At 69.6% G+C, this 19,711-nt stretch carries 16 protein-coding genes; 5 read left to right on the top strand and 11 right to left on the bottom strand.

Annotation, left to right across the window (positions count from 1 at the left end; all coding sequences use genetic code 11):
* Position 1 precedes the first annotated feature (1 nt).
* Positions 2-1,849: a 2-oxoacid:acceptor oxidoreductase subunit alpha gene (locus ACILR4_RS13980; RefSeq protein WP_395701475.1), complete on the bottom strand. Its 1,848-nt coding sequence runs from the start codon at positions 1,847-1,849 to the stop codon at positions 2-4.
* The gene (locus tag ACILR4_RS13975) at positions 1,846-3,687 is read right to left on the bottom strand and encodes an FAD-dependent oxidoreductase (RefSeq protein ID WP_395701474.1); all 1,842 of its coding nucleotides are present in this window, start codon (positions 3,685-3,687) and stop codon (positions 1,846-1,848) included. Before ACILR4_RS13975 ends, ACILR4_RS13980 begins: the two co-directional genes overlap by 4 nt.
* Before the next feature lie 177 nt (positions 3,688-3,864).
* Between ACILR4_RS13975 and ACILR4_RS13970 the strand changes: the two genes are divergently transcribed.
* Entirely contained in the window at positions 3,865-4,290 is a 426-nt protein-coding gene (locus ACILR4_RS13970) for a cupin domain-containing protein (protein ID WP_395701473.1), read from the top strand.
* Here ACILR4_RS13970 and ACILR4_RS13965 read toward each other — a convergent pair.
* The 9 genes from ACILR4_RS13965 to ACILR4_RS13925 form a co-directional block, all read right to left on the bottom strand.
* The gene (locus ACILR4_RS13965) at positions 4,245-5,513 is read right to left on the bottom strand and encodes a diguanylate cyclase (protein WP_395701472.1); all 1,269 of its coding nucleotides are present in this window, start codon (positions 5,511-5,513) and stop codon (positions 4,245-4,247) included. The two genes, ACILR4_RS13970 and ACILR4_RS13965, sit on opposite strands and share 46 nt — an antisense overlap.
* Positions 5,514-5,559: 46 nt before the next feature.
* Entirely contained in the window at positions 5,560-6,822 is a 1,263-nt protein-coding gene (locus ACILR4_RS13960; protein WP_395701471.1) for an MFS transporter, read from the bottom strand.
* Positions 6,819-9,149: a DNA topoisomerase IV subunit A gene (gene parC, locus ACILR4_RS13955; RefSeq protein WP_395701470.1), complete on the bottom strand. Its 2,331-nt coding sequence runs from the start codon at positions 9,147-9,149 to the stop codon at positions 6,819-6,821. Before parC ends, ACILR4_RS13960 begins: the two co-directional genes overlap by 4 nt.
* Before the next feature lie 75 nt (positions 9,150-9,224).
* Positions 9,225-9,938 carry a hypothetical protein gene (locus ACILR4_RS13950; RefSeq protein WP_395701469.1) on the bottom strand — a complete coding sequence of 238 codons (714 nt, stop codon included), beginning with the start codon at positions 9,936-9,938 and terminating at the stop codon, positions 9,225-9,227.
* Positions 9,939-9,992: 54 nt separating this feature from the next.
* On the bottom strand, positions 9,993-11,615 hold the full coding sequence (locus tag ACILR4_RS13945) for a long-chain-fatty-acid--CoA ligase (protein ID WP_395701468.1): 1,623 nt from the start codon (positions 11,613-11,615) through the stop codon (positions 9,993-9,995).
* A gap of 27 nt (positions 11,616-11,642) precedes the next feature.
* Positions 11,643-12,335, bottom strand: a complete 693-nt coding sequence (locus ACILR4_RS13940) for a lytic transglycosylase domain-containing protein (RefSeq protein ID WP_395701467.1) — start codon at positions 12,333-12,335, stop codon at positions 11,643-11,645.
* 118 nt (positions 12,336-12,453) lie between these two features.
* Complete coding sequence (locus ACILR4_RS13935) at positions 12,454-12,993, bottom strand: GNAT family N-acetyltransferase (protein WP_395701466.1); 540 nt, start codon at positions 12,991-12,993, stop codon at positions 12,454-12,456.
* A 92-nt stretch (positions 12,994-13,085) separates the two neighbouring features.
* The gene (locus tag ACILR4_RS13930; RefSeq protein WP_395701465.1) at positions 13,086-14,771 is read right to left on the bottom strand and encodes a S8 family serine peptidase; all 1,686 of its coding nucleotides are present in this window, start codon (positions 14,769-14,771) and stop codon (positions 13,086-13,088) included.
* Positions 14,772-16,754 (bottom strand): DNA topoisomerase IV subunit B, encoded by a 1,983-nt coding sequence (locus ACILR4_RS13925; protein WP_395701464.1) that lies wholly within the window; start codon positions 16,752-16,754, stop codon positions 14,772-14,774. It abuts the gene before it with no gap.
* An 83-nt stretch (positions 16,755-16,837) separates the two neighbouring features.
* Here ACILR4_RS13925 and ACILR4_RS13920 point away from each other — a divergent pair, with 83 nt between their 5' ends.
* The 4 genes from ACILR4_RS13920 to dapA are packed head-to-tail and all read left to right on the top strand — an operon-like array spanning position 16,838 to position 19,663.
* Positions 16,838-18,064 (top strand): MFS transporter, encoded by a 1,227-nt coding sequence (locus ACILR4_RS13920; RefSeq protein ID WP_395701463.1) that lies wholly within the window; start codon positions 16,838-16,840, stop codon positions 18,062-18,064.
* The gene (locus tag ACILR4_RS13915) at positions 18,061-18,183 is read left to right on the top strand and encodes a hypothetical protein (protein ID WP_395701462.1); all 123 of its coding nucleotides are present in this window, start codon (positions 18,061-18,063) and stop codon (positions 18,181-18,183) included. Before ACILR4_RS13920 ends, ACILR4_RS13915 begins: the two co-directional genes overlap by 4 nt.
* A gap of 5 nt (positions 18,184-18,188) precedes the next feature.
* Entirely contained in the window at positions 18,189-18,737 is a 549-nt protein-coding gene (locus ACILR4_RS13910; RefSeq protein ID WP_395701461.1) for a class I SAM-dependent methyltransferase, read from the top strand.
* A 44-nt stretch (positions 18,738-18,781) separates the two neighbouring features.
* Positions 18,782-19,663 (top strand): 4-hydroxy-tetrahydrodipicolinate synthase, encoded by an 882-nt coding sequence (dapA, locus tag ACILR4_RS13905; RefSeq protein WP_395701460.1) that lies wholly within the window; start codon positions 18,782-18,784, stop codon positions 19,661-19,663.
* Positions 19,664-19,711 lie beyond the last annotated feature (48 nt).

Genomic DNA, 19,711 nt, shown 5'->3' with positions numbered 1-19,711 from the left:
GTCACACCCTTTCCTTGCGCGGGGCGACCGCGAGCTGGTGCACATGGCCGGTGATGGCCTGGGTGATGAAGCGTGCGGTGATCGGCGTGCCGTCGAAGTGCAGCACCTTGATCAGCCGCGCGGGGTCGATCTCGAGCTCGTTGATCAGCAGCGTGCGCATCTGCGCGTCGCGGTTCTGCTCGACGACGAACACATGGTCGTGCGTGGCGATGAACTCCGCCACGCTGGCCGGGAACGGGAACGCGCGCAGGCGCATCGCGTCGAGGTGGATCTGGCTCTCTGCCAGCGACTCCAGCGCCTCGTCCATCGCCGGCGAGGTGGAGCCGAAGTACAGCACGCCCAGGCGCGTCTTCTTCGCCGCGGCATGCAGCTGGGGCTGTGGCACCAGGGTGGCCGCGGTGGCGAACTTCTTCAGCAGGCGCTCGACGTTGTAGATGTAGTCCGGCCCCGCCTCGGAGTAGCGTGCATAGGCGTCACGCGTGGTGCCGCGGGTGAAGTACGCGCCCTTGCTCGGGTGCGTGCCGGGCAGCGTGCGCCAGGGAATGCCGTCGCCGTCCACGTCCTTGTAGCGGCCGAAGTCGCGGCCGGCCTCCAGCTCCTCGGCCGTCATCACCTTGCCGCGGTCGTAGCGGCGGCTGTCGTCCCAGGCCAGCGGTTCGCACAGGCGCTGGTTCATGCCGATGTCGAGATCCGTCATCACGAACACCGGCGTCTGCAGCCGGTCGGCCAGATCGAGCGCGGTGGCCGCGAACTCGAAGCATTCCTTCGGGTCCTGCGGCAGCAGCAGCACATGCTTGGTGTCGCCATGCGAGGCATAGGCGCTGCTGATCAGGTCGGCCTGCTGCGTGCGCGTGGGCATGCCGGTGGACGGCCCGCCGCGCTGCACGTCGATGATGGTCATCGGGATCTCGGCGAAGTAGGCCAGGCCGATGAACTCGGTCATCAGCGAGACGCCCGGACCCGAGGTGGCGGTGAACGCGCGCGCGCCGTTCCAGCCGGCGCCGGTGACCATGCCGATCGAGGCGATCTCGTCCTCGGCCTGCACGATGGCGAAGCGGTGCTCGCCGGTCTCCGGGTCGACACGGAACTTGCGGCAATAGCGGTCAAACGCCTCGGCCACCGAGGACGAGGGCGTGATCGGGTACCACGCGCAGACCGTGGCGCCGCCGTACACGCAGCCCAGCGCGGCGGCGGCATTGCCTTCCATGAAGATGCGGTCGCCCACCTTGTCGGACGGCACCACGCGCAGGCCGCAGCCGGCATGCTGCGGCGGCATCAGGTGGTCGCGTGCGAAGCCGCGGCCCGAATGCAGCGCGCGCACGTTCGATTCGAGCAGCCGTTCCTTGCCCTTGTACTGCTCGCCGAAGAGCCGCTCGATCACCGCCGCGTCCACCTCCATCAGCACCGAGAGCGCGCCCAGCACCATGATGTTCTTGAACAGCGTGCGCTGGCGCGGGTCTTCGTAGGTGGCGTTGCAGATCGCGGTGACCGGCATGCCGATGACCGTGATGTCGTCGCGGAAGGCGCCGGGCGACAGCGGCTTGGTGGAGTCGTAGAACAGGTAGCCGCCGGGCTCGACCTCGGCCACGTCCTGGGCCCAGGTCTGCGGGTTCATCGCCACCATCATGTCGATGCCGCCGCGCCGGCCCAGCCAGCCGCGCTCGCTCACCCGCACCTCGTACCAGGTGGGCAGGCCCTGGATGTTGCTGGGGAAGATGTTGCGCGGGCTCACCGGCACGCCCATGCGCAGGATGGCCTTGGCGAACAGCTCGTTGGCCGAGGCCGAGCCCGAGCCGTTGACGTTGGCGAACTTGATGACGAAATCGTTGACCGCTTCGAGCCGCTTCATGCCAGGGTCTCCACTCTCACCGCACTTTGCGTGCTATCACGGCAGGCTGCACCGGCCTTCGTCGTCAGCAGCAGGAACTTCTGCATGTCCCACGCGCCGGTGGGACAGCGCTCGGCGCACAGGCCGCAGTGCAGGCACACGTCCTCGTCCTTGACCATCACGCGCCGTGTCTTCAGCTCGGGGCTGACGTACAGCGCCTGGTCCGCATGCAGCGTCGGCGCATTCAGCCGGCCGCGCAGCTCGGCCTCGTCGGCATTGCCGGTGAAGGTGATGCAGTCCATCGGGCAGATGTCCACGCAGGCATCGCACTCGATGCACAGCTTCGGGCTGAACACCGTCTGCACGTCGCAGTTCAGGCAGCGCTCGGCTTCCTTGAACGCGGTGGCCACGTCGAAGCCCAGTTCCACCTCGACCTTGATGCTGGCCAGCGCCTTCTCGGCCTTGGCCCAGGGCACCTTGAAGCGCAGGTCGTTCGACACCGCGTTGTCGTAGCTCCACTCGTGGATGCCCATCTTCTGCGACATCAGGTTCACGTGCGGCGGCGGCCGCTGCGTCACCGCCTCGCCGTGCAGGAAGCGGTCGATCGAGACCGCAGCCTCATGGCCGTGCGCCACCGCGGTGATGATGTTCTTCGGGCCGAAGGCCGCATCGCCGCCGAAGAAGACCTGCGGCAGCGAGGACTGGAAGGTCGTCGCGTCCAACTGCGGCAGGCCCCACTCGTCGAAGGCGATGCCGCAGTCGCGCTCGATCCACGGGAAGGCGTTCTCCTGTCCGACCGCGATCAGCACCTCGTCGCAGCCGATCTCGACGTCGGGCTGGCCGGTGGGCACCAGCTTGCGCCGGCCCTTGTCGTCGTACACCGCCTGCACGAGCTCGAAGCGCATCGCAGTGAGCGTGCCCTTCTCGTCGTGCACGAAGGCCTTGGGCACGTGGTAGTTGAGGATAGGGATGCCTTCGTGCATCGCGTCCTCCTTCTCCCAGGGCGATGCCTTCATCTCCTCGAAGCCCGAGCGCACGATGACCTTCACCTCGTTGGCGCCCATGCGGCGTGCCGAGCGGCAGCAGTCCATCGCGGTATTGCCGCCACCGAGCACGATGACGCGCTTCTTCACGCTGGTGATGTGGCCGAACGAGACCGAGGCCAGCCAGTCGATGCCGATGTGGATGTTCTCGGCCGCTTCCTTGCGGCCGGGGATCTCGAGGTCGCGGCCGCGCGGCGCGCCGCTGCCGACGAAGACGGCGTCGAAGCCTTCCTTCAGCAGCGCGCCCATCGAGGCCACGTACTGGCCCGAACGGAACTCGACCCCCAGGCCGAGGATGTAGCCGCACTCCTCGTCGATCACCTCCTCGGGCAGGCGGAAGCGCGGCACCTGCGTGCGCATGAAGCCGCCGGGCTTCTTCTCGCCATCGAACACGGTGACCGCATAGCCCTGCGAGGCCAGGTCGCGCGCGACGGTCAGCGAAGCCGGCCCGGCGCCGACGCAGGCCACGCGCTTGCCGATCTTCGGCTGCGGCCGCGGGATGCGCGCGCGGATGTCGTCGCTCTTGAAGTCGGCCGCCACGCGCTTGAGGCGGCAGATGGCCACCGGCTCGGGCTTCTCGGCGTTGTGTTCCTCCACGCGGCCGCGCCGGCAGGCGGGCTCGCAGGGCCGGTCGCAGGTGCGGCCGAGGATGCCGGGGAACACGTTGGACACCCAGTTGACCATGTACGCATCGTCGTAGCGGCGCTGCGCGATCAGGCGGATGTACTCGGGGACGGGGGTGTGGGCGGGACACGCCCATTGGCAATCGACGACCTTGTGGAAGTAGGCCGGATCTGCCACGTTGGTGGGCTGCAAGCGTCTGTCTCCTGGTCAAGGATGCAGGCGGGTGGCCCTCGTGCGGCCATTGTTGTCGTTGAAGCCTGCTCGGTGCAGTCTACGCCCGCGCCGAGCGACCGCGGAATGCAGGGACACCCGCAGGCTTGACCTAATACAGGCGCTGCACAATCGCTGCCCGTTCGACGAGGAGACGAGATGAAAGCCCTTGGCATGACGATGAAGCGCAGCACGCGCCTGGTGCTGTGGTCCGCGGTGGCCCTGGTGGGGGCCGGCAGCGCCGGTGCACTGATGGCCCAGGCCAGCGGCCTGAGCCGCACGCTGGTGGGCCGCGCCGATGTGTCGGTGCCCGGCCGCGAAGCGGTCGTGGCCCGCGTCGAAGTGGCGCCCGGTGCGAAGGCGGGCCGCCACACGCATCCCGGCGACGAGATCAGCTACGTGATCGACGGCGAGGCCACGCTGCTGATCGACGGCGAAGCCCCCCGCGTGGTGAAGGCGGGCGAATCGTTCGTGATCCCGGCCGGCGTGGTGCACGATGCCCACAACGCCGGCAGCACGCCGACCCGGCTGGTCGGCGTCTACGTGGTCGAGAAGGGCAAGCCGCTGGCCACGCCGGCGCCTTGAGCGGCGGCCGGCAGATCGCCGGCGACTTGATCGCCAGCCGGCCCGCCGCCGGTCGGTGCCAGCAGCGGCGCACCGAGTTCCACCCGGTTGCGACCGCCCTGCTTGGCGCGATACATAGCGCGGTCCGCGCTGGCCACCAGGGCCGACGCGGTGGCCGGCCCCTGCCCTGCTTCGGCCACCGCCACGCCGACGCTGGCGGTCAGCGTGAAGCCCAGGGCGGCGGCGGATTCCGCCTCCAGCGTGCCCCGCAGCCGTTCGCCGGCCGCCAGGGCCGAGGCCCGATCGCTGCCCGGCATCAGCACCAGGAATTCCTCGCCACCCCAGCGGCCGACGATGTCCCCGGCGCGCGTGTGCGCGGCCAGCGCACGGGCCGCGAAGACGAGCGCCTGGTCGCCCACCGCATGGCCCAGTGAATCGTTGATGCGCTTGAACTGGTCGATGTCGATCAGCGCCACGGCCACGCCGGCCCCGGACCGCGCATGCTGGGCCCAGGCCTGCGCCAGCCGGGCCTCCATCGCGCGCCGGTTCAGGCAGCCGGTGAGATGGTCGTGCGCGGAGCTGTGCCGCAGTTGCACGATCAGCCGCGACATCAGCAGGAACAGGTAGCCGAAATTGAAGATGGCCGACACCACCAGCGAGCCCAGCACGTTCGGCACATGCGAAGCCTCGCGCACCTGCGCGATCTGCTGCGCGCCCATGGTCAGCTGCATGGCCATGGCCGCCAGCGCCAACAGGCCGTAGACGATGCCCGCGGTCAGGCCGATGGCGGTGGTCAGGCGGCCATAGTCCTGCCGCAGCCGGCGCCACAGCGAGGGCGCGGACCCGAGCAGCACGGCCGCCACCGACCCCTCGTAGCCCAGGCGCCGCACGGCCAGGGCCGCGGCAGGGTCGGTCATGGCGTACTCGGCCACCACCACCGTGCCAATGCCCAGCACCAGCACGCCGAAGGTGAGCCGATCGAGCTGCGCGCGGCCGGACGCGAAGACGTCGACACCGCGCACGATGCAGCAGAAGCCCAGGATCGAGCAGGCCAGCGCCGGCGCCGGCGGAAACACGCCGGCCGACAGCGCGTGGGTGGACAGCAGCACCGACGCAGCATGCGCCAGGCCATAGGCCGCCCAGTGCGCCAGCACGCGCCGTTGCTCGCGCACCAGCAGCGCGGCCACGACCCAGCCCAGCCCATAGAGCAGCAACTGGACGCCAGCGATGTATTCGACCGGCACGACGGTGCCTTTCCCCAAGCACCCCGACATCAGGGGCCTGTCGGATTTATCGGCCGCCGGACCCTCCGACTTGAGCGCCCGCCGGGCCCGCCGGGCAGTGCCGCACCACCGGATCGAGCCAGGCGGCGCCGGCCACCAGCACCTGCACCAGGCCGAAGAAGGCCACGGCCCACAGCGCGCTGCCATGCTCGATCAGCACGCCGCACAGCGCCGCGCCCACCGGGTTCAGGACGTAGGCGATGAGCCGGAAGCTGCTGTTCACGCGGCCCTGCAGGCCGTCGGGGATCATCGCGATGCGGTGGCTGAACTGCACCACGTTGTAGATCGGCCCCACGAACTGGTTCACGCCGAACACCAGGCCCAGCGCCAGCGCGCTGCCGGCCCAGCCGAACAGCGGGAAGGTGATGGCCTGCAGCGCCAGCGTGCCGACGATCACCTGCCCGAACGACAGCCGCCGCCGCACGGTGCCGCCGACCAGCGCGCCGAGCATGCCGCCAGCGCCGGCCAGGCTGAAGATCAGGCCGATCTGCGCCTCGCTCGCACCCTGGCGCTTGGCCAGCACGATCAGCAGCAGCGGCATCGCGGCCTGGATGAAGTTGCTGACGCCGGTGATCAGCGCCATGTCGCGCACCAGGCGCTCGTGCCACAGCCAGCGCAGGCCTTCGGCGATCTCGGCACGCAGGTCCCGCGCCGGCGCTGCGTCGCGGCGGTCGAAGCGCGTGCGCAGCCGCCACAGCAGCATGGCCGAGAGCGCGAACCCGCAGGCATTCACCGCGAAGGGCAGGCCGCGCCCCAGCGTGCCGAACAGCCAGGTGCCCAGCGCGGGGCCGGCGATGGCGGCCCCGGCGAAGCCGACCTGGTTCTGCGCCGCCGCCTGCGGCAGCTGGCCGGCCGGCACCACGCGCGGCAGCGCGGCCGTCTCGGCGATGTTGAAGAACACCAGCAGGGTGCCCTCGATCACCGCGACCAGGTAGATCTGCGGCATCGCCAGCACGCCGGCCCACATCGCCAGCGGCAGGCTGCCGACCGCGATGGCACGGCCCACGTCGCACACCAGCATCACGCGGCGGCGGTTCCAGCGGTCGATCAGCGCACCCACCGGCAGGCTCAGCAGCAGGTAGGGCAGGATGCGCAGCGCCGAGACCCAGCCGACGATCACCGGCGACTGCGTGATCGCCAGCACCAGCAGCGGGTAGATGATGCCGGCCGCATACGAGCCGAGGTTGGAGACGACCTGCGCGCTCCACAGCAGCATGTACTCGCGCTGCCGCCACAGCGGCTGGCGCTGGTCGTCGCCTGTGTCGCTCACCCGAGCACGCGCAACACCTTCACGAAGCCCTCGACCTTGCGGCCCTTGCGGGCCCGCTTGCCGGCATGTTCGGCCAGCCCGGTGCCCTTGAGCTCGTCGTCCTTGGGCTTGCCGCCGCGGCCCTGGCCGAGCAGTTGCAGCCGCTCGGCACAGGTGGCCACCGAGACCAGCGGCGTCTTCGCGTCCACGTCCATCAGCGTCAAGCCCTTGCCGCCATTGGATTGCAGCTTCAGCTCGTCGAGCGGGAACACCAGCAGGCGGCCGTCCATCGCCAGGCAGGCCACCTGCGTGTGGGCCGGTCCGACCACCACCGGCGGCAGCACGCGGTCTTCGTCGGCCAGTGTCAGGAAGGCCTTGCCGGCCTTCTGCCGGCCCTGCATGTCGCCCGCCTTGGCCAGCAGCCCGAAGCCGCCGGTGTTGGCCAGCAGCAGCGTGGTGTCGGCCGCGCCGGCGAAGTAGTGCAGCGGCTGGGTGCCGGCTTCCAGGTCGATCAGGCTGGTGATCGGCACGCCGTCGCCACGGCCGCCGGGCAAGGCGCTGACTAACACGGAATACACGCGGCCACTGCCCTTGGCCGCCGAACCGAAGACCAGCAAGGTGTCCACCGTGCGGCAGGCGAAGGTGCCGTACAGCGCGTCGCCGGCCTTGAACTGCAGGCTGCCGGCATCGACCTCGTGGCCCTTCAGCGCCCGCACCCAGCCCTTGAGGCTGACGACCACGGTGACCGGCTCGTCGACCACCTTGATCTCGGCCACCGCGCGCTTCTCGGCCTGGATCAGCGTGCGGCGATCGTCGCCATGCTGCTTGGCGTCGGCCTCGATCTCGCGGATCAGCGTGCGCTTGAGCGCCGCGGCGCTGCCGAGGATTTCCTCGAGCTTCTGCTGCTCCTCGCGCAGCTTGGCCAGCTCCTGCTCGATCTTGATGGCTTCGAGCCGCGCCAATTGGCGCAGCCGGATCTCGAGGATGTCCTCGGCCTGCCGGTCGCTGAGCCGGAAGCGCTCGATCAGCGCCGGCTTGGGCTCGTCGGCGTGACGGATGATGTGGATGACCTCGTCGATGTTCAGCAGCACCAGCTGCCGGCCTTCGAGGATGTGGATGCGGTCGCGCACCTTGTCCAGCCGGTGCTGGGTGCGGCGCTGCACCGTCTGCTGGCGGAAGGCCACCCACTCCTGCAGCATCTGGCGCAGGCTCTTCTGCATCGGCCGCCCGTCGCGCCCGACCATGGTCATGTTCACCGGCACGCTGGTCTCGAGGCTGGTGTGCGCCAGCAGCGTGGTGATCAGGTCCTGCTGCTCCACCGTGCGGCTCTTGGGCTCGAACACCAGCCGCACGGCCGCTTCCTTGCCCGATTCGTCGCGCACCGCGTCGAGCACCGCGAGCACCACGCCCTTGAGCTGCAGCTGTTCGCTGCTCAGCGCCTTCTTGCCGGCCTTCACCTTGGGGTTGGTGAGCTCCTCGATCTCCTCCAGCACCTTCTGCGCGCTCACGCCCGGCGGCAGCTCGGTCACCACCAGCTGCCACTGGCCACGCGCCAGGTCCTCGATCTTCCAGCGTGCCCGCGCCTTCAGGCTGCCGCGCCCGCTGGCATAGGCCTCGCGGATCTCGGCGTCGCTGGAAATCAGCTGGCCGCCGCCGGGAAAGTCGGGGCCGGGCACCAGCGTGTACAGCTCGTCGTCGGACAGCTTCTCGTCGCGGATCAGCGCCACCGCGGCGGCGGCCACTTCACGCAGGTTGTGGCTGGGGATCTCGGTGGCCAGGCCCACCGCGATGCCCGAGGCGCCGTTCAGCAGCACGAAGGGCAGGCGCGCGGGCAGCAGGCGCGGCTCCTGCTCGCTGCCGTCGTAGTTGGGCACGTAGTCCACCGTGCCTTCGTCGATCTCGTCGAGCAGCAGTCGGGCGATCGGCGTCAGCCGCGCCTCGGTGTAGCGCATCGCCGCGGCGCTGTCGCCATCGCGGCTGCCGAAGTTGCCGTGGCCATCGATCAGCGGGTAGCGCTGGCTGAAGTCCTGTGCCATGCGCACCAGCGCGTCGTAGGCCGCGGTGTCGCCATGCGGGTGGTATTTGCCGAGCACGTCGCCGACCACCCGCGCGCTCTTCACCGGCTTGGGCGCGCCGCTGGCGCCGAAGCCCAGGCCCATGCGCTGCATCGCGTACAGGATGCGGCGCTGCACCGGCTTGGCACCGTCGCAGACATCGGGCAGCGCCCGGCCCTTGACGACGCTCAAGGCGTATTCCAGGTAGGCCCGCTGCGCGTAGTGGGCCAGCGTGATCGTATCGCCGCCTTCGGGCGGCTCGGCCGGCGGCATCAGGGAGAGTTGTTCAGCCATGCGAGAGGACAAGAAAGCCGGGGCCCCTGCGGGCCCCGATGGCTGCATTGTGCCGCGCCGGGCGGCCGGGGCCGGTTACTTCGTGCCGCGGATCATGTCGCAGCGCTTGACTTGATTGGGCACCGGATCGAAGCCGAAGGAATCGTTGGTGCAGGGCAGGCCATCGGCAGCCTCGCGGTAGGCGAACAGCCCGTTCGCGCCATAGCGCACGATGGCCGGGCCGCGGAAGCTGCACACCTCGCGCTCGTTGGCGCAAGGGGTCCACGGCAGGTTCACCGGCGACAGCGGCGGGCGCGGGTCGGCGCCCAGCGAGTATTCGCATTGCTTCGCGATGTCCGGTGCCGGGTCGCCGAAGACCGCGTTGCTGCAGCGCACGCTGCCGTTCACGTCGCGCATGGCGTAGCGGCCGTCGATGCCGTAGCGCACGCGGCCGGAGCCCGGCACGCGGCATTCGTCGCCTTCGTTCGCGCACAGGACCCAGCCACCGGTGTTGCGGCCGATCTCGCGCCAGCCCCGGTAGCGGCTGTCCTGCCGCCACCCCTGCGACACCTGGCATTGCTTGCGCTGGTCCGGCGCCGGATCGCCGAAGGTCTCGTTGCCGCAGGGCACCTGGCCCCGCACCACGCGGAACGCATAGCGCCCCTCGGTGCCGTAGCGCACCAGCGCCTCGCCGCTGACACGGCAGGTCTCGCCTTCATTGGCGCAGGGCCGCCAGTCGCTCTGGGCATGGGCCGCGAGCGGCGCGAACATCCCGCAAAGGCTGGCCAGGGCTAGGGCGAGACGCTTCATGGTGTCGGACCTTTCATCGGGCAAAGCAGCAATCCGGCATTGAACCACGCCGACTCAGCGTGGAAACTGTTCGCGCAGCTTGAGCTTCCAGAACTTGCCGGTGGAGGTGCGCGGCACCGCCGGAATCACCTCGTAGCGATCGGGCAGCTGCCACTTCGCGAAGCCGGCCTGCACCAGATGGGCGTTCAGGGCGGCGGCGTCAGCGCTCTGCCCCGCCCTGAAGGCGATGCAGGCCAGCGGCCGTTCGCTCCATTTCTCGTCGGGGATCGCGATCACCGCGGCCTCGGCCACGGCGGGGTGGCCCATCAGCGCATTCTCCAGATCGACCGAGCTGATCCACTCGCCACCGGACTTGATCAGATCCTTGGTGCGGTCGGTGATGCGCAGGAAGCCGTATTCGTCCAGCGTCGCCACGTCGCCGGTGCGCAGCCAGCCGTCGGCGGTGAACTTCTCGGGCGACACCGGCACCTCGTGGTACGAGCCGGTGATGAAGGGGCCGCGCACCTGGATCTCGCCCATGGTCTTGCCGTCCCAGGGCGCCGGGTGGCCTTCGTCGGTGAGCAGGCGCAGGTCGACCAGCGGTGCCGGCACGCCGGCCATCGCGGCACGGCGGTACCGCTCGTCATCGCCGCTGTCCCGCAGTTCGGCACGCGGGTAGGCCACGGTGGCCAGTGGCGAGGTCTCGGTCATGCCCCAGCCCTGCTTGATGGTCACGCCATGGCGCGCGAAGGCACGGATCAGGGCTTCGGGGACCGCCGCGCCACCGACCAGCGAACACATGCCCGCGGGCAGGCGCCAGCGGCCAGGCTGCTCCTTCAGCGAGCGCTCATAGGCCTGGATCAGGCCGAGCCAGATCGTCGGCACGCCCAGCGCCATGGTCGGCGGCTCGACCGTGATCAGGTCCAGCAGGTCGTCCGGGTGCAGGTGAGGCCCGGGGAACACCATCTTCACGCCCAGCATCACCGCGCCGTACGGCACGCCCCAGCAGTTGGCATGGAACATCGGGGTCACCGGCAGCACCACGTCGGTCGAATGCAGGCCCCAGTGGTCGGGCAGCCCGGCCACCAGCGTGTGCAGCACGGTCGAGCGGTGCGAATACACCACGCCCTTGGGCCGGCCGGTGGTGCCACTGGTGTAGCACATGGCCACCGGGTCGTCCTCGGCATGCGGGACCGGGGTGAAGCCGTCGGCATCGGCCGCAGCCAGCAGCGCCTCGTAGTCGACGAAGCCCTCGGGCACCGGCGCGCCGGAGAACGGAAACACGATCACCTTCTCGAAGGCGTGCAGGCCGGCGAACTGGCGATACAGCGGCAGCAGCACGTCGTCGACGATCAGGAAGCGGTCCTTCGCATCGGCGGCGATCCACCCGATCTCGTCGGGCGACAGGCGCAGGTTCAGCGTGTGCATCACGCCGCCGGCGGCGGGAATGCCGAAGTAGGCTTCGAGGTGGGCATGGTGGTTCCAGCACAGCGTGGCCACGCGCTCGCCGCGCTGCAGGCCCAGCGCCAGCAGGGCCGCGCCGAGCGCCTTGGTGCGCCGGTACCACTGGCCGTAGGTGTGGGTGCGCAGGCTCTTGTCCGGCAGGCGCGAGACGATGGTGTTGCCGGCGAACAGCGTGCCGGCACGCTCCATCAGCGGGTTCAGGGACAACGGCACCTGCATCATCGTCGCGCGCATCGCGGGGCTCCTTGCTACATGCGGGGTTCAGTGCACCTTCAGCTGCCGGGCGCGCTGGTTCTGGCTGCGCTGCAGCAGCGCCCAGTACAGCTCCAGCACCTGCTGCACGTGGGCACGGGTCTCGTCGATCGGCGGCAGCGCGCCGCCGTGGCGCCGCACCGCGGCCTCGCCGGCATTCCAGGCCGCCAGCGCCAGGTCGATGCGACCGAAGCGCCGGATCAGGTCGGCCAGCATGCGCGCGCCGGTGTGGATGTTGGTGCGGGCGTCGAACAGGCGCTCGTCCGCCGGGCGCTGCACATCGCCCGCGCCGGCATAGCGCTCGGCCGTCTCGGGCGTGATCTGCATCAGCCCGCGCGCGCCGCGCGGCGACACCGCCCGCGCGTCGAAACCCGACTCCACGGCGATCACCGCGGTGAGCAGTTCGCGGTCGACGCCATGGGCCTGCGCCGCTTCGCGCAGCCAGGGCGCGACGACGCGTACTTCAGGCGCTATTTCCAGCCAGGTGAGCAGCGCGGTCGAGGCATCGGCCTTGCCCGGCACGCGGATCACTTTCGGCCGCGGGTCGGCCAGCAGTGGCTGGTAATGCGAGTCCAGCGGCGCGTCCGCGACGTGGGCCACGCCAAGGCCGTCGACGTATCCCCAGGCGCCGCCGGCCCGCGCCGCGCCCGTGGCCAGCACGAGGCCACAGGCCAGCAGGGCGAGGCCGGGCAGACGGCGCACCGGCCGGGGGAGGAAGCGGCGGCAATGAGGCGAAACAGCCATGCGGACACTGCGTCGGCCGCGGCGCGGCCGGGCCGGACATTCTGCCCGAGGCGGGCAGCGCCGAGCGGCCACAGCCTCAGCGGGCTTCCTGGCCGAGCGCGACGCGCGCGTGGAACTCGCGGTCGAGCATGCTCATCACGATCAGCGTGTCGTAGCCATCGGCGCCATCGATGCTGACACGCACGCTCTCGCGCAGCCGCCCTTCCTCGACGAATCCCTCGCTGGCGTAGAGCGCCAACGCGCGCTGGTTGAGCGACTTCACGTCGAGCCAGAAGCGGTGTGCATGCAGGTCGCGGAAGGCCATGCGCTTGAGCAGTTGCACGCAGGCGCGGCCCAGGCCCTGGCCCTTGGGCTGCAGCACGACGCGCTTCAACTCCACGCTGCGGTGGACATTGCGGCAGCCCTGCAGGATCACGAACCCGGCGCGCTCGTACGCAGGCCCGGCCTCGACGATGAAGTGCCGCAGATCGGGGAAACGCAACGCGCCTTCGTGCTGCGTGCGCTCCCAGGGCGAGATGAACGGCAGGTTGCGCGCATCGGTCTCGACCGAGACCACGAAGTCCAGGTCGCTCAGCATCGTCGGCCGCAGGCGCAGCCGCTGGTCAGGGGAACTCATCGCGTCGATTGTGCGGTGGAAGCCGCGCTCGATCGGGCATGAAAAAGGGCCGCGGATGCGGCCCTTGTCGACAACGCGGCTTCAGCCCGCCATCAGTTGCCGCAACCCATCGCGGTGATGCGATCGTCGGCGGCCTTGGCTTGCGCCAGACCGAAGCCGAAGTCGTTGTCGCGGCCGGCGGCGCCCAGGTCCATCGCGCTATTGTTCAGCGACGAGCGGATCTGCTCAGCCGTGCAGTCGGTATGGCGGCTCCACACCAGCGCGGCGACGGCCGAGACATGCGGCGTGGCCATCGAGGTGCCGCTGTACGCGGCGTACTGCACATCGGACACGAAGACCGAGACGGTGGACGACTGACCCAGTTGGCCCAGCATTGTCTGCCCGTCAGCCTGCGTGGTGCCGACCGACGGAATCGTGGTCACCACGCCGTTCAGCGTGCCGTTCAGGTCGCCCGCGGTGTTGTTGTAGATCACCGCGCCGATGCCACCACTGTTCTGGCAGTTCAGCACCTTGTCCGAGAACGCGATGTTGCCGCGCGAGATCAGGCAGACCTTGCCGGTCATGCTGCCCGGCGTGGCGGTGTCGCCCAGGCCGAAATCGGCCAGCGGGCCCGTCGCCGTCAGCAGCGGCGATCCGGCCATGCCCAGCGCGCCATAGCTCGATTCACCCACCGAGACCGAGGCGCCGAGCTGGCTGCCCGCCGGCACGGTGGACAGCACGTTGACGCCGGGACCGGCGATCTCGACGTCCGCGTTCGACTGCGAGAAGCCCGCCTTCGCCTTGCTGGAATCGACCGCGGCGACCGACACCACTTCAGCGAAGCCCGCCGGGTAGGAGGTGGTGGTGTCACCGGCATTGCCCGCCGCCGCGATCAGCAACATGCCGCGGTTGGCCATGAAGGTCGCGATCTTCTGCTCGATCGGGCTGGCCGAGGAGCCACCGAGCGACATGCTCACCACGTTGGCATGCGCGCGCCAGCAGCTGAACATGGCCTTGGCGATCGTCAGGCTGCTGGCGCTGCCGGACGCATCGAACACCTTGGCGATGCGCAGGTTGATCTTCGCGCTGGGCATCACGCCCACGACGCCGATGTCGTTGTTCACCGCGGCGATCGTGCCGGCCACGTGCGTGCCGTGCGAGTTCTCGTCGGTGTTCCAGTCGCCCGAGGTCGTGAAGTTCTGGCCCGACTTGGGAACCGCCGCCAGGTCGGGGTGGCTGCCATCGATGCCGGAATCGACGATGCACACCGTGCGGTTGCCGGCAGCGGCGTCGGACACCTGGTCGGCCTGGACCATCGGGATGCCGTATGGCACGGTCTGCGAACCGGCGGTCGCGACCGCGCGGCCGCCAACCTTGCCCAGGATGTGACGCGGCGCGCCAGCATCGACAAAGTCGACCTGCGACATCGCACGCAGCGCGGCCAACCGGGCGCGCGGCATCGTGACGATCATGGCTCCGGCTTCGTCCATGTCGGCCTCGACCTTGCCGCCGGCCTTCAGGATGGCGGCCTTCAACAGGATGCCGGCGCCAGTCTTGTAGCCAACAGCAACGCGCACCTGGTTTGTGGCCTGTGCCTGGGCAGCCAGCGGGGTCACCAGCAAGGAAGCTGCCACACCAAATGCAGCGCATACCGCCGCAATGGATGTTTTACCAAAACGCATATGAATATGCTCCGACAGGCGGTTGAAAGCCAAGATGGTTGCGGGACGTCGAAACCCCGTCAATCCCCCTGACAAGAGGGGAGTAGAAACGCTGAGTCGCGCTGGTGCGGCCTGCACCTAGACATCCACCTCGACGCTGTCGCCATGCACCTCCATGAGCTCGCGGCGGGCCGCGGCCTCGCCCTTGCCCATCAGGCGTGTCATCGCCTGCACGGTCTCGTCGAAGCCCACCAGCCCATAGGCGACCGGCAGCAGCCGGCGCGTCTCGGGGTTCAGCGTGGTCTCCCACAGCTGTTCGGCACTCATCTCGCCCAGGCCCTTGAAGCGGCTGATGCTCCACGTGCCTTCGCGGGCGCCTTCCTTGCGCAGCTTGTCGAGCGTGGCGTCGAGCTCGCCCTGGTCAAGCGCATAGAGCTTGGCCGCCGGCTTCTTGCCGCGCGCCGGCGCGTCGATGCGGAACAGCGGCGGCTTGGCGACGTAGACATGGCCCGCCTCGACCAGCTTCGGGAAATGGCGGAAGAACAGCGTCAGCAGCAGCACCTGGATGTGGGAGCCGTCGACGTCGGCGTCGCTGAGGATGCAGACCTTGCCGTAGCGCAGCCCGCTCAGGTCGGGGTTGTCGTTCGGGCCATGGGGGTCGACGCCGATGGCCACCGCGATGTCGTGGATCTCGTTGTTCTTGAACAGCAGGTCGCGCTCGACCTCCCAGGCATTGAGCACCTTGCCGCGCAAGGGCAGCACGGCCTGGGTCTCCTTGTCGCGGCCCATCTTGGCCGAGCCGCCGGCCGAGTCGCCCTCGACCAGGAACACCTCGTTGAGGCTCAGGTCGCGGCTTTCGCAGTCGGTCAGCTTGCCGGGCAGCACCGCCACGCCCGAGCCCTTGCGCTTTTCCACCTTCTGGCTGGCGCGCTGGCGCGTCTGGGCCTGGCGGATCACCAGCTCGGCCAGCTTCTTGCCTTCAGCCACGTGCTGGTTCAGCCACAGCTCGAGCGGCGGGCGCACGAAGGCCGAGACCAGCCGCAGCGCGTCGCGGCTGTTCAGGCGCTCCTTGGTCTGGCCCTGGAACTGCGGGTCGAGCACCTTGGCCGAGAGCACGAAGCTGGCTCGCGAGAACACGTCCTCCGGCATCAGCTTCACGCCCTTGGGCAGCAGCGAATGCAGTTCGATGAAGGCCTTGATGGCACCGAACAGGCCGTCCTTCAGCCCCGACTCGTGCGTGCCACCGGCCACCGTCGGGATGAGGTTCACGTAGCTCTCGCGCAGCGTTGCGCCTTCCTCGGTGAAGGCCAGCGCCCAGGCTGCGCCCTCGCCCTCGGCGAAGTTCTCGGTCTCGTTGCCGGAAGCGAACTGCTCGCCTTCGAGCAGCGGAATCAGCGGGTCGGCCGGCAGGCCCTGCAACAGGTAGTCACGCAGGCCGCCCTTGTACAGCCAGGTCTGTGCCTCGCCATTCTTCTCGTAGCTCAGCGACACGGACACGCCGGGCATCAGCACCGCCTTGCTGCGCAGCAGGTGCGCGAGTTCGTGGCGCGGCAGTTCGGTGGTCTCGAAATACTTCGGGTCGGGCCACACCCGCACGCTGGTGCCCTGCTTGCGCTCGCCGGGCGCCGCCTTGCGCACGACCAGGGGTTCGATCACGTCGCCCCCGGAGAACGCCAGCGCGGCCGCCTGGCCCTCGCGCCACACCGTCACCTGCAGCCGCCGGGCCAGCGCGTTGGTCACGCTGACACCCACGCCATGCAGGCCGCCGGAGAAGCTGTAGGCGCCGCCGGCGCCCTTGTCGAACTTGCCGCCGGCATGCAGCCGGGTGTAGACGATCTCGACCACCGGCACCTGCTCTTCCGGATGCAGGCCGAAGGGGATGCCGCGGCCGTCGTCGTCGACGCTCACCGAGCCATCGGCATGCACCGTGACCGCGATGCGCTTGCCGAAGCCGGCCAGCGCCTCGTCCGCGGCGTTGTCGATGACCTCCTGGATCACGTGCAGCGGGTTGTCGGTGCGGGTGTACATGCCCGGCCGCTGCTTCACCGGTTCCAGGCCCTTGAGGACGCGGATCGAGGCTTCGCCGTAGCTGCCGGCAGCTGATTTGTTGTGGGTTGCCATGGCGCCGAATTCTAGAGATGGCCCTAGGCACGCTCCGGAAAGTCCGCCTTGGCTACAGTCGCCCGATGAGGAATCAGAACACGATGCAGGCGAGGGTCCCGCTGTCGATGCGCCAGGTGCTGCTGTGCGGCGCGGCGATCGTCACCCTGTCGATGGGCATCCGCCACGGCTTCGGTCTGTGGCTGGGTCCGATCACGATGGACCGCGGCTGGACGCGCGAGACCTTTGCCCTGGCCATCGCGATCCAGAACCTCGCCTGGGGCGCGGCCGGGCCGCTGGCCGGCATGGTGGCCGACCGCTTCGGCGCCTTCCGCGTGCTGCTGGTCGGCGCGCTGCTGTATGCGTTGGGCCTGGTGATGATGGGCCTGTCCACCAGTGGCCTCGCCTTCATGGGCAGCGCCGGCCTGCTGGTGGGCATCGCCCAGTCGGGCACCACCTATGCGGTGGTCTACGGCGTGATCGGCCGCAACGTGGCACCCGAGAAGCGGTCCTGGGCGATGGGCATCACCGCGGCGGCCGGCTCCTTCGGCCAGTTCCTGATGGTGCCGGTGGAAAGCTGGCTGATCGGGCACTGGGGCTGGCAGCAGGCGCTGTTCGTGCTGGGCTGCGCGGCATTGGCCATCCTGCCGCTGGCGACGGGGCTGCGCGAGCCGCGCACGCCGGCCGCCAGCGGCCAGCATCATCAGAGCATCGGCCAGGCGCTGCGCGAGGCCTTCGGCTACCGCAGCTTCCAGTTGCTGATGGCAGGCTACTTCGTCTGTGGCTTCCAGGTGGTGTTCATCGGCGTGCACATGCCCAGCTACCTGAAGGACAAGGGCCTGGGCCCCGAGGTCGCCACCACCGCGCTGGCGCTGATCGGGCTTTTCAATGTCTTCGGCACCTATGCCGCGGGCGTGCTGGGCCAGCGGCTGCAGAAGCGCCACATCCTCTCCGCCATCTACGCGATGCGCGCCGTGGCCATCGTGCTGTTCCTGCTGGTGCCACTGTCGCCGGCCAGCGTCTACGTCTTCTCCTCGGTGATGGGCCTGCTGTGGCTGTCCACCGTCCCACCCACCAACGCCGTGGTGGCGCAGATCTTCGGCGTGCAGTACATGTCGATGCTCGGCGGCTTCGTGTTCCTCAGCCACCAGGTCGGTTCCTTCCTCGGCGTGTGGCTGGGCGGCCGGCTCTACGACCTGACTGGCGGCTACACCGTGGTGTGGTGGATTGCGGTGGCGCTGGGCGTGTTCGCCGCACTGATCAACCTGCCGGTACGTGAAGCCGCGATCGCGCGCGCGCCACGCCCGGCATTGGCGCCGCAGTCCGCATGAAGACCCGCCGCCTGCTCTGGCATGCCGCCGCGCTGCTGGCGCTGGCCGCGGTCTTTGCGTGGTACTTCAATCCGCACCTGATGGTCGACCTGGCCAACCGCGTCTGGGCCTGCTTCTGAACCGCATGCACGCCGAGCTGCCCCCCTCGCCCTGGCTGCTGCGCTGGGGCCACCTGCTGCACCCGGGCATGCGCGCACTCGACCTGGCCTGCGGCAGCGGCCGGCATGTGCGCTGGCTGGCCGACCGGGGCTTGCGCGTGACCGCGGTCGATCGCGACGCCGCGGCCGTGCAGCCACTGCAGGCCATCGCCGACGTGCGGGTGGCCGATGTCGAAGGCGGACCGTGGCCGCTGCCGGACCAGCAGTTCGACCTGGTGCTGGTCACGAACTACCTGTGGCGCCCGCTGTGGCCCCGCCTGCGCGCCGCGCTCGCGCCCGGTGGCCTGCTGGTCTACGAGACCTTCGCGCAAGGCAACGAAACCGTCGGCAAGCCGTCGCGGCCCGACTTCCTGCTCGCGCCAGGCGAACTGCTGGCGCGCTGCGACGGCCTGCGCATCGTGGGCTACGAGGACGGCTTTCTCGATGCGCCGCCACGCTTCCTGCAACGCATTGCCGCGCTGCAGCCCGACCCCGCGGCGTCACAGCCGCTGCGCGTCGCCCTGCCGACCCGGTGACGCCCGACGGCCCGGCTAAAATCGCCGGTTCCCAAGGAATTCGCATGAAACCCATTGTTGGCAGCATCGTCGCGCTGGTCACGCCGATGAACGAGGACGGCAGCGTCGACTACGACGGCCTGCGCCGCCTGATCGACTGGCACATCAGCCAGGGCACCGATTGCATCGGCGTCGTCGGCACCACCGGCGAATCGCCCACCGTCTCGGTGCAGGAGCATTGCGAGATCATCCGCGTCTCGGTCGAGCATGCTGCGGGCCGCGTACCCATCATGGCCGGCGCCGGTGCCAATTCGACGCGCGAGGCGATCGAGCTGACCCGCTTCTCCAAGTCCGTCGGCGCCGACTGCACGCTGCAGGTCGTGCCCTACTACAACAAGCCCTCGCAGGAAGGCATCTACCAGCACTTCAAGGCGATTGCCGAAGCGGTCGACCTGCCGGTGGTGCTGTACAACGTGCCCGGCCGCACCGTGGCCGACATGCTGCCCGAGACCACGCTGCGACTGGCCCAGGTGCCCGGCATCGTCGGCATCAAGGAAGCCACCGGCAACATCGAGCGCGCGGCCTGGTTGATCAAGCATGCGCCCAAGGGTTTCTCGATCTACTCGGGCGACGACGGCACCGCCGTCGCGCTGATGCTGCTGGGCGGGCATGGCAATGTCAGCGTCACCGCCAACGTGGCGCCGCGGCTGATGCACGAGCTGTGCGTCGCCGCCATCGACGGCCAGGTGCAGCGCGCGCGCGAGATCCACCTGCGACTGCTGTCGCTGCACAAGCAGCTGTTCTGCGAGCCGAGCCCGGCGCCGACCAAGTGGGCCATGTCGCGCCTGGGCCTGTGCCGGCCGGATGTGCGGCTGCCCATCGTGCCGCTCACCGAAGCCGGCCAGGCACTGGTCGAGCGCGCGCTGCGCGAAGCCGATCTGCTGTAATCGGGCCCCGCCCGCACCCGCGCTCGCCACTTCCGTTTCGTCCGGCCC

Source organism: Aquabacterium sp. (assembly GCF_044226965.1).
GTDB lineage: Bacteria > Pseudomonadota > Gammaproteobacteria > Burkholderiales > Burkholderiaceae_C > Pseudaquabacterium.
This window is presented reverse-complemented; position numbering and strand designations above follow the sequence as displayed.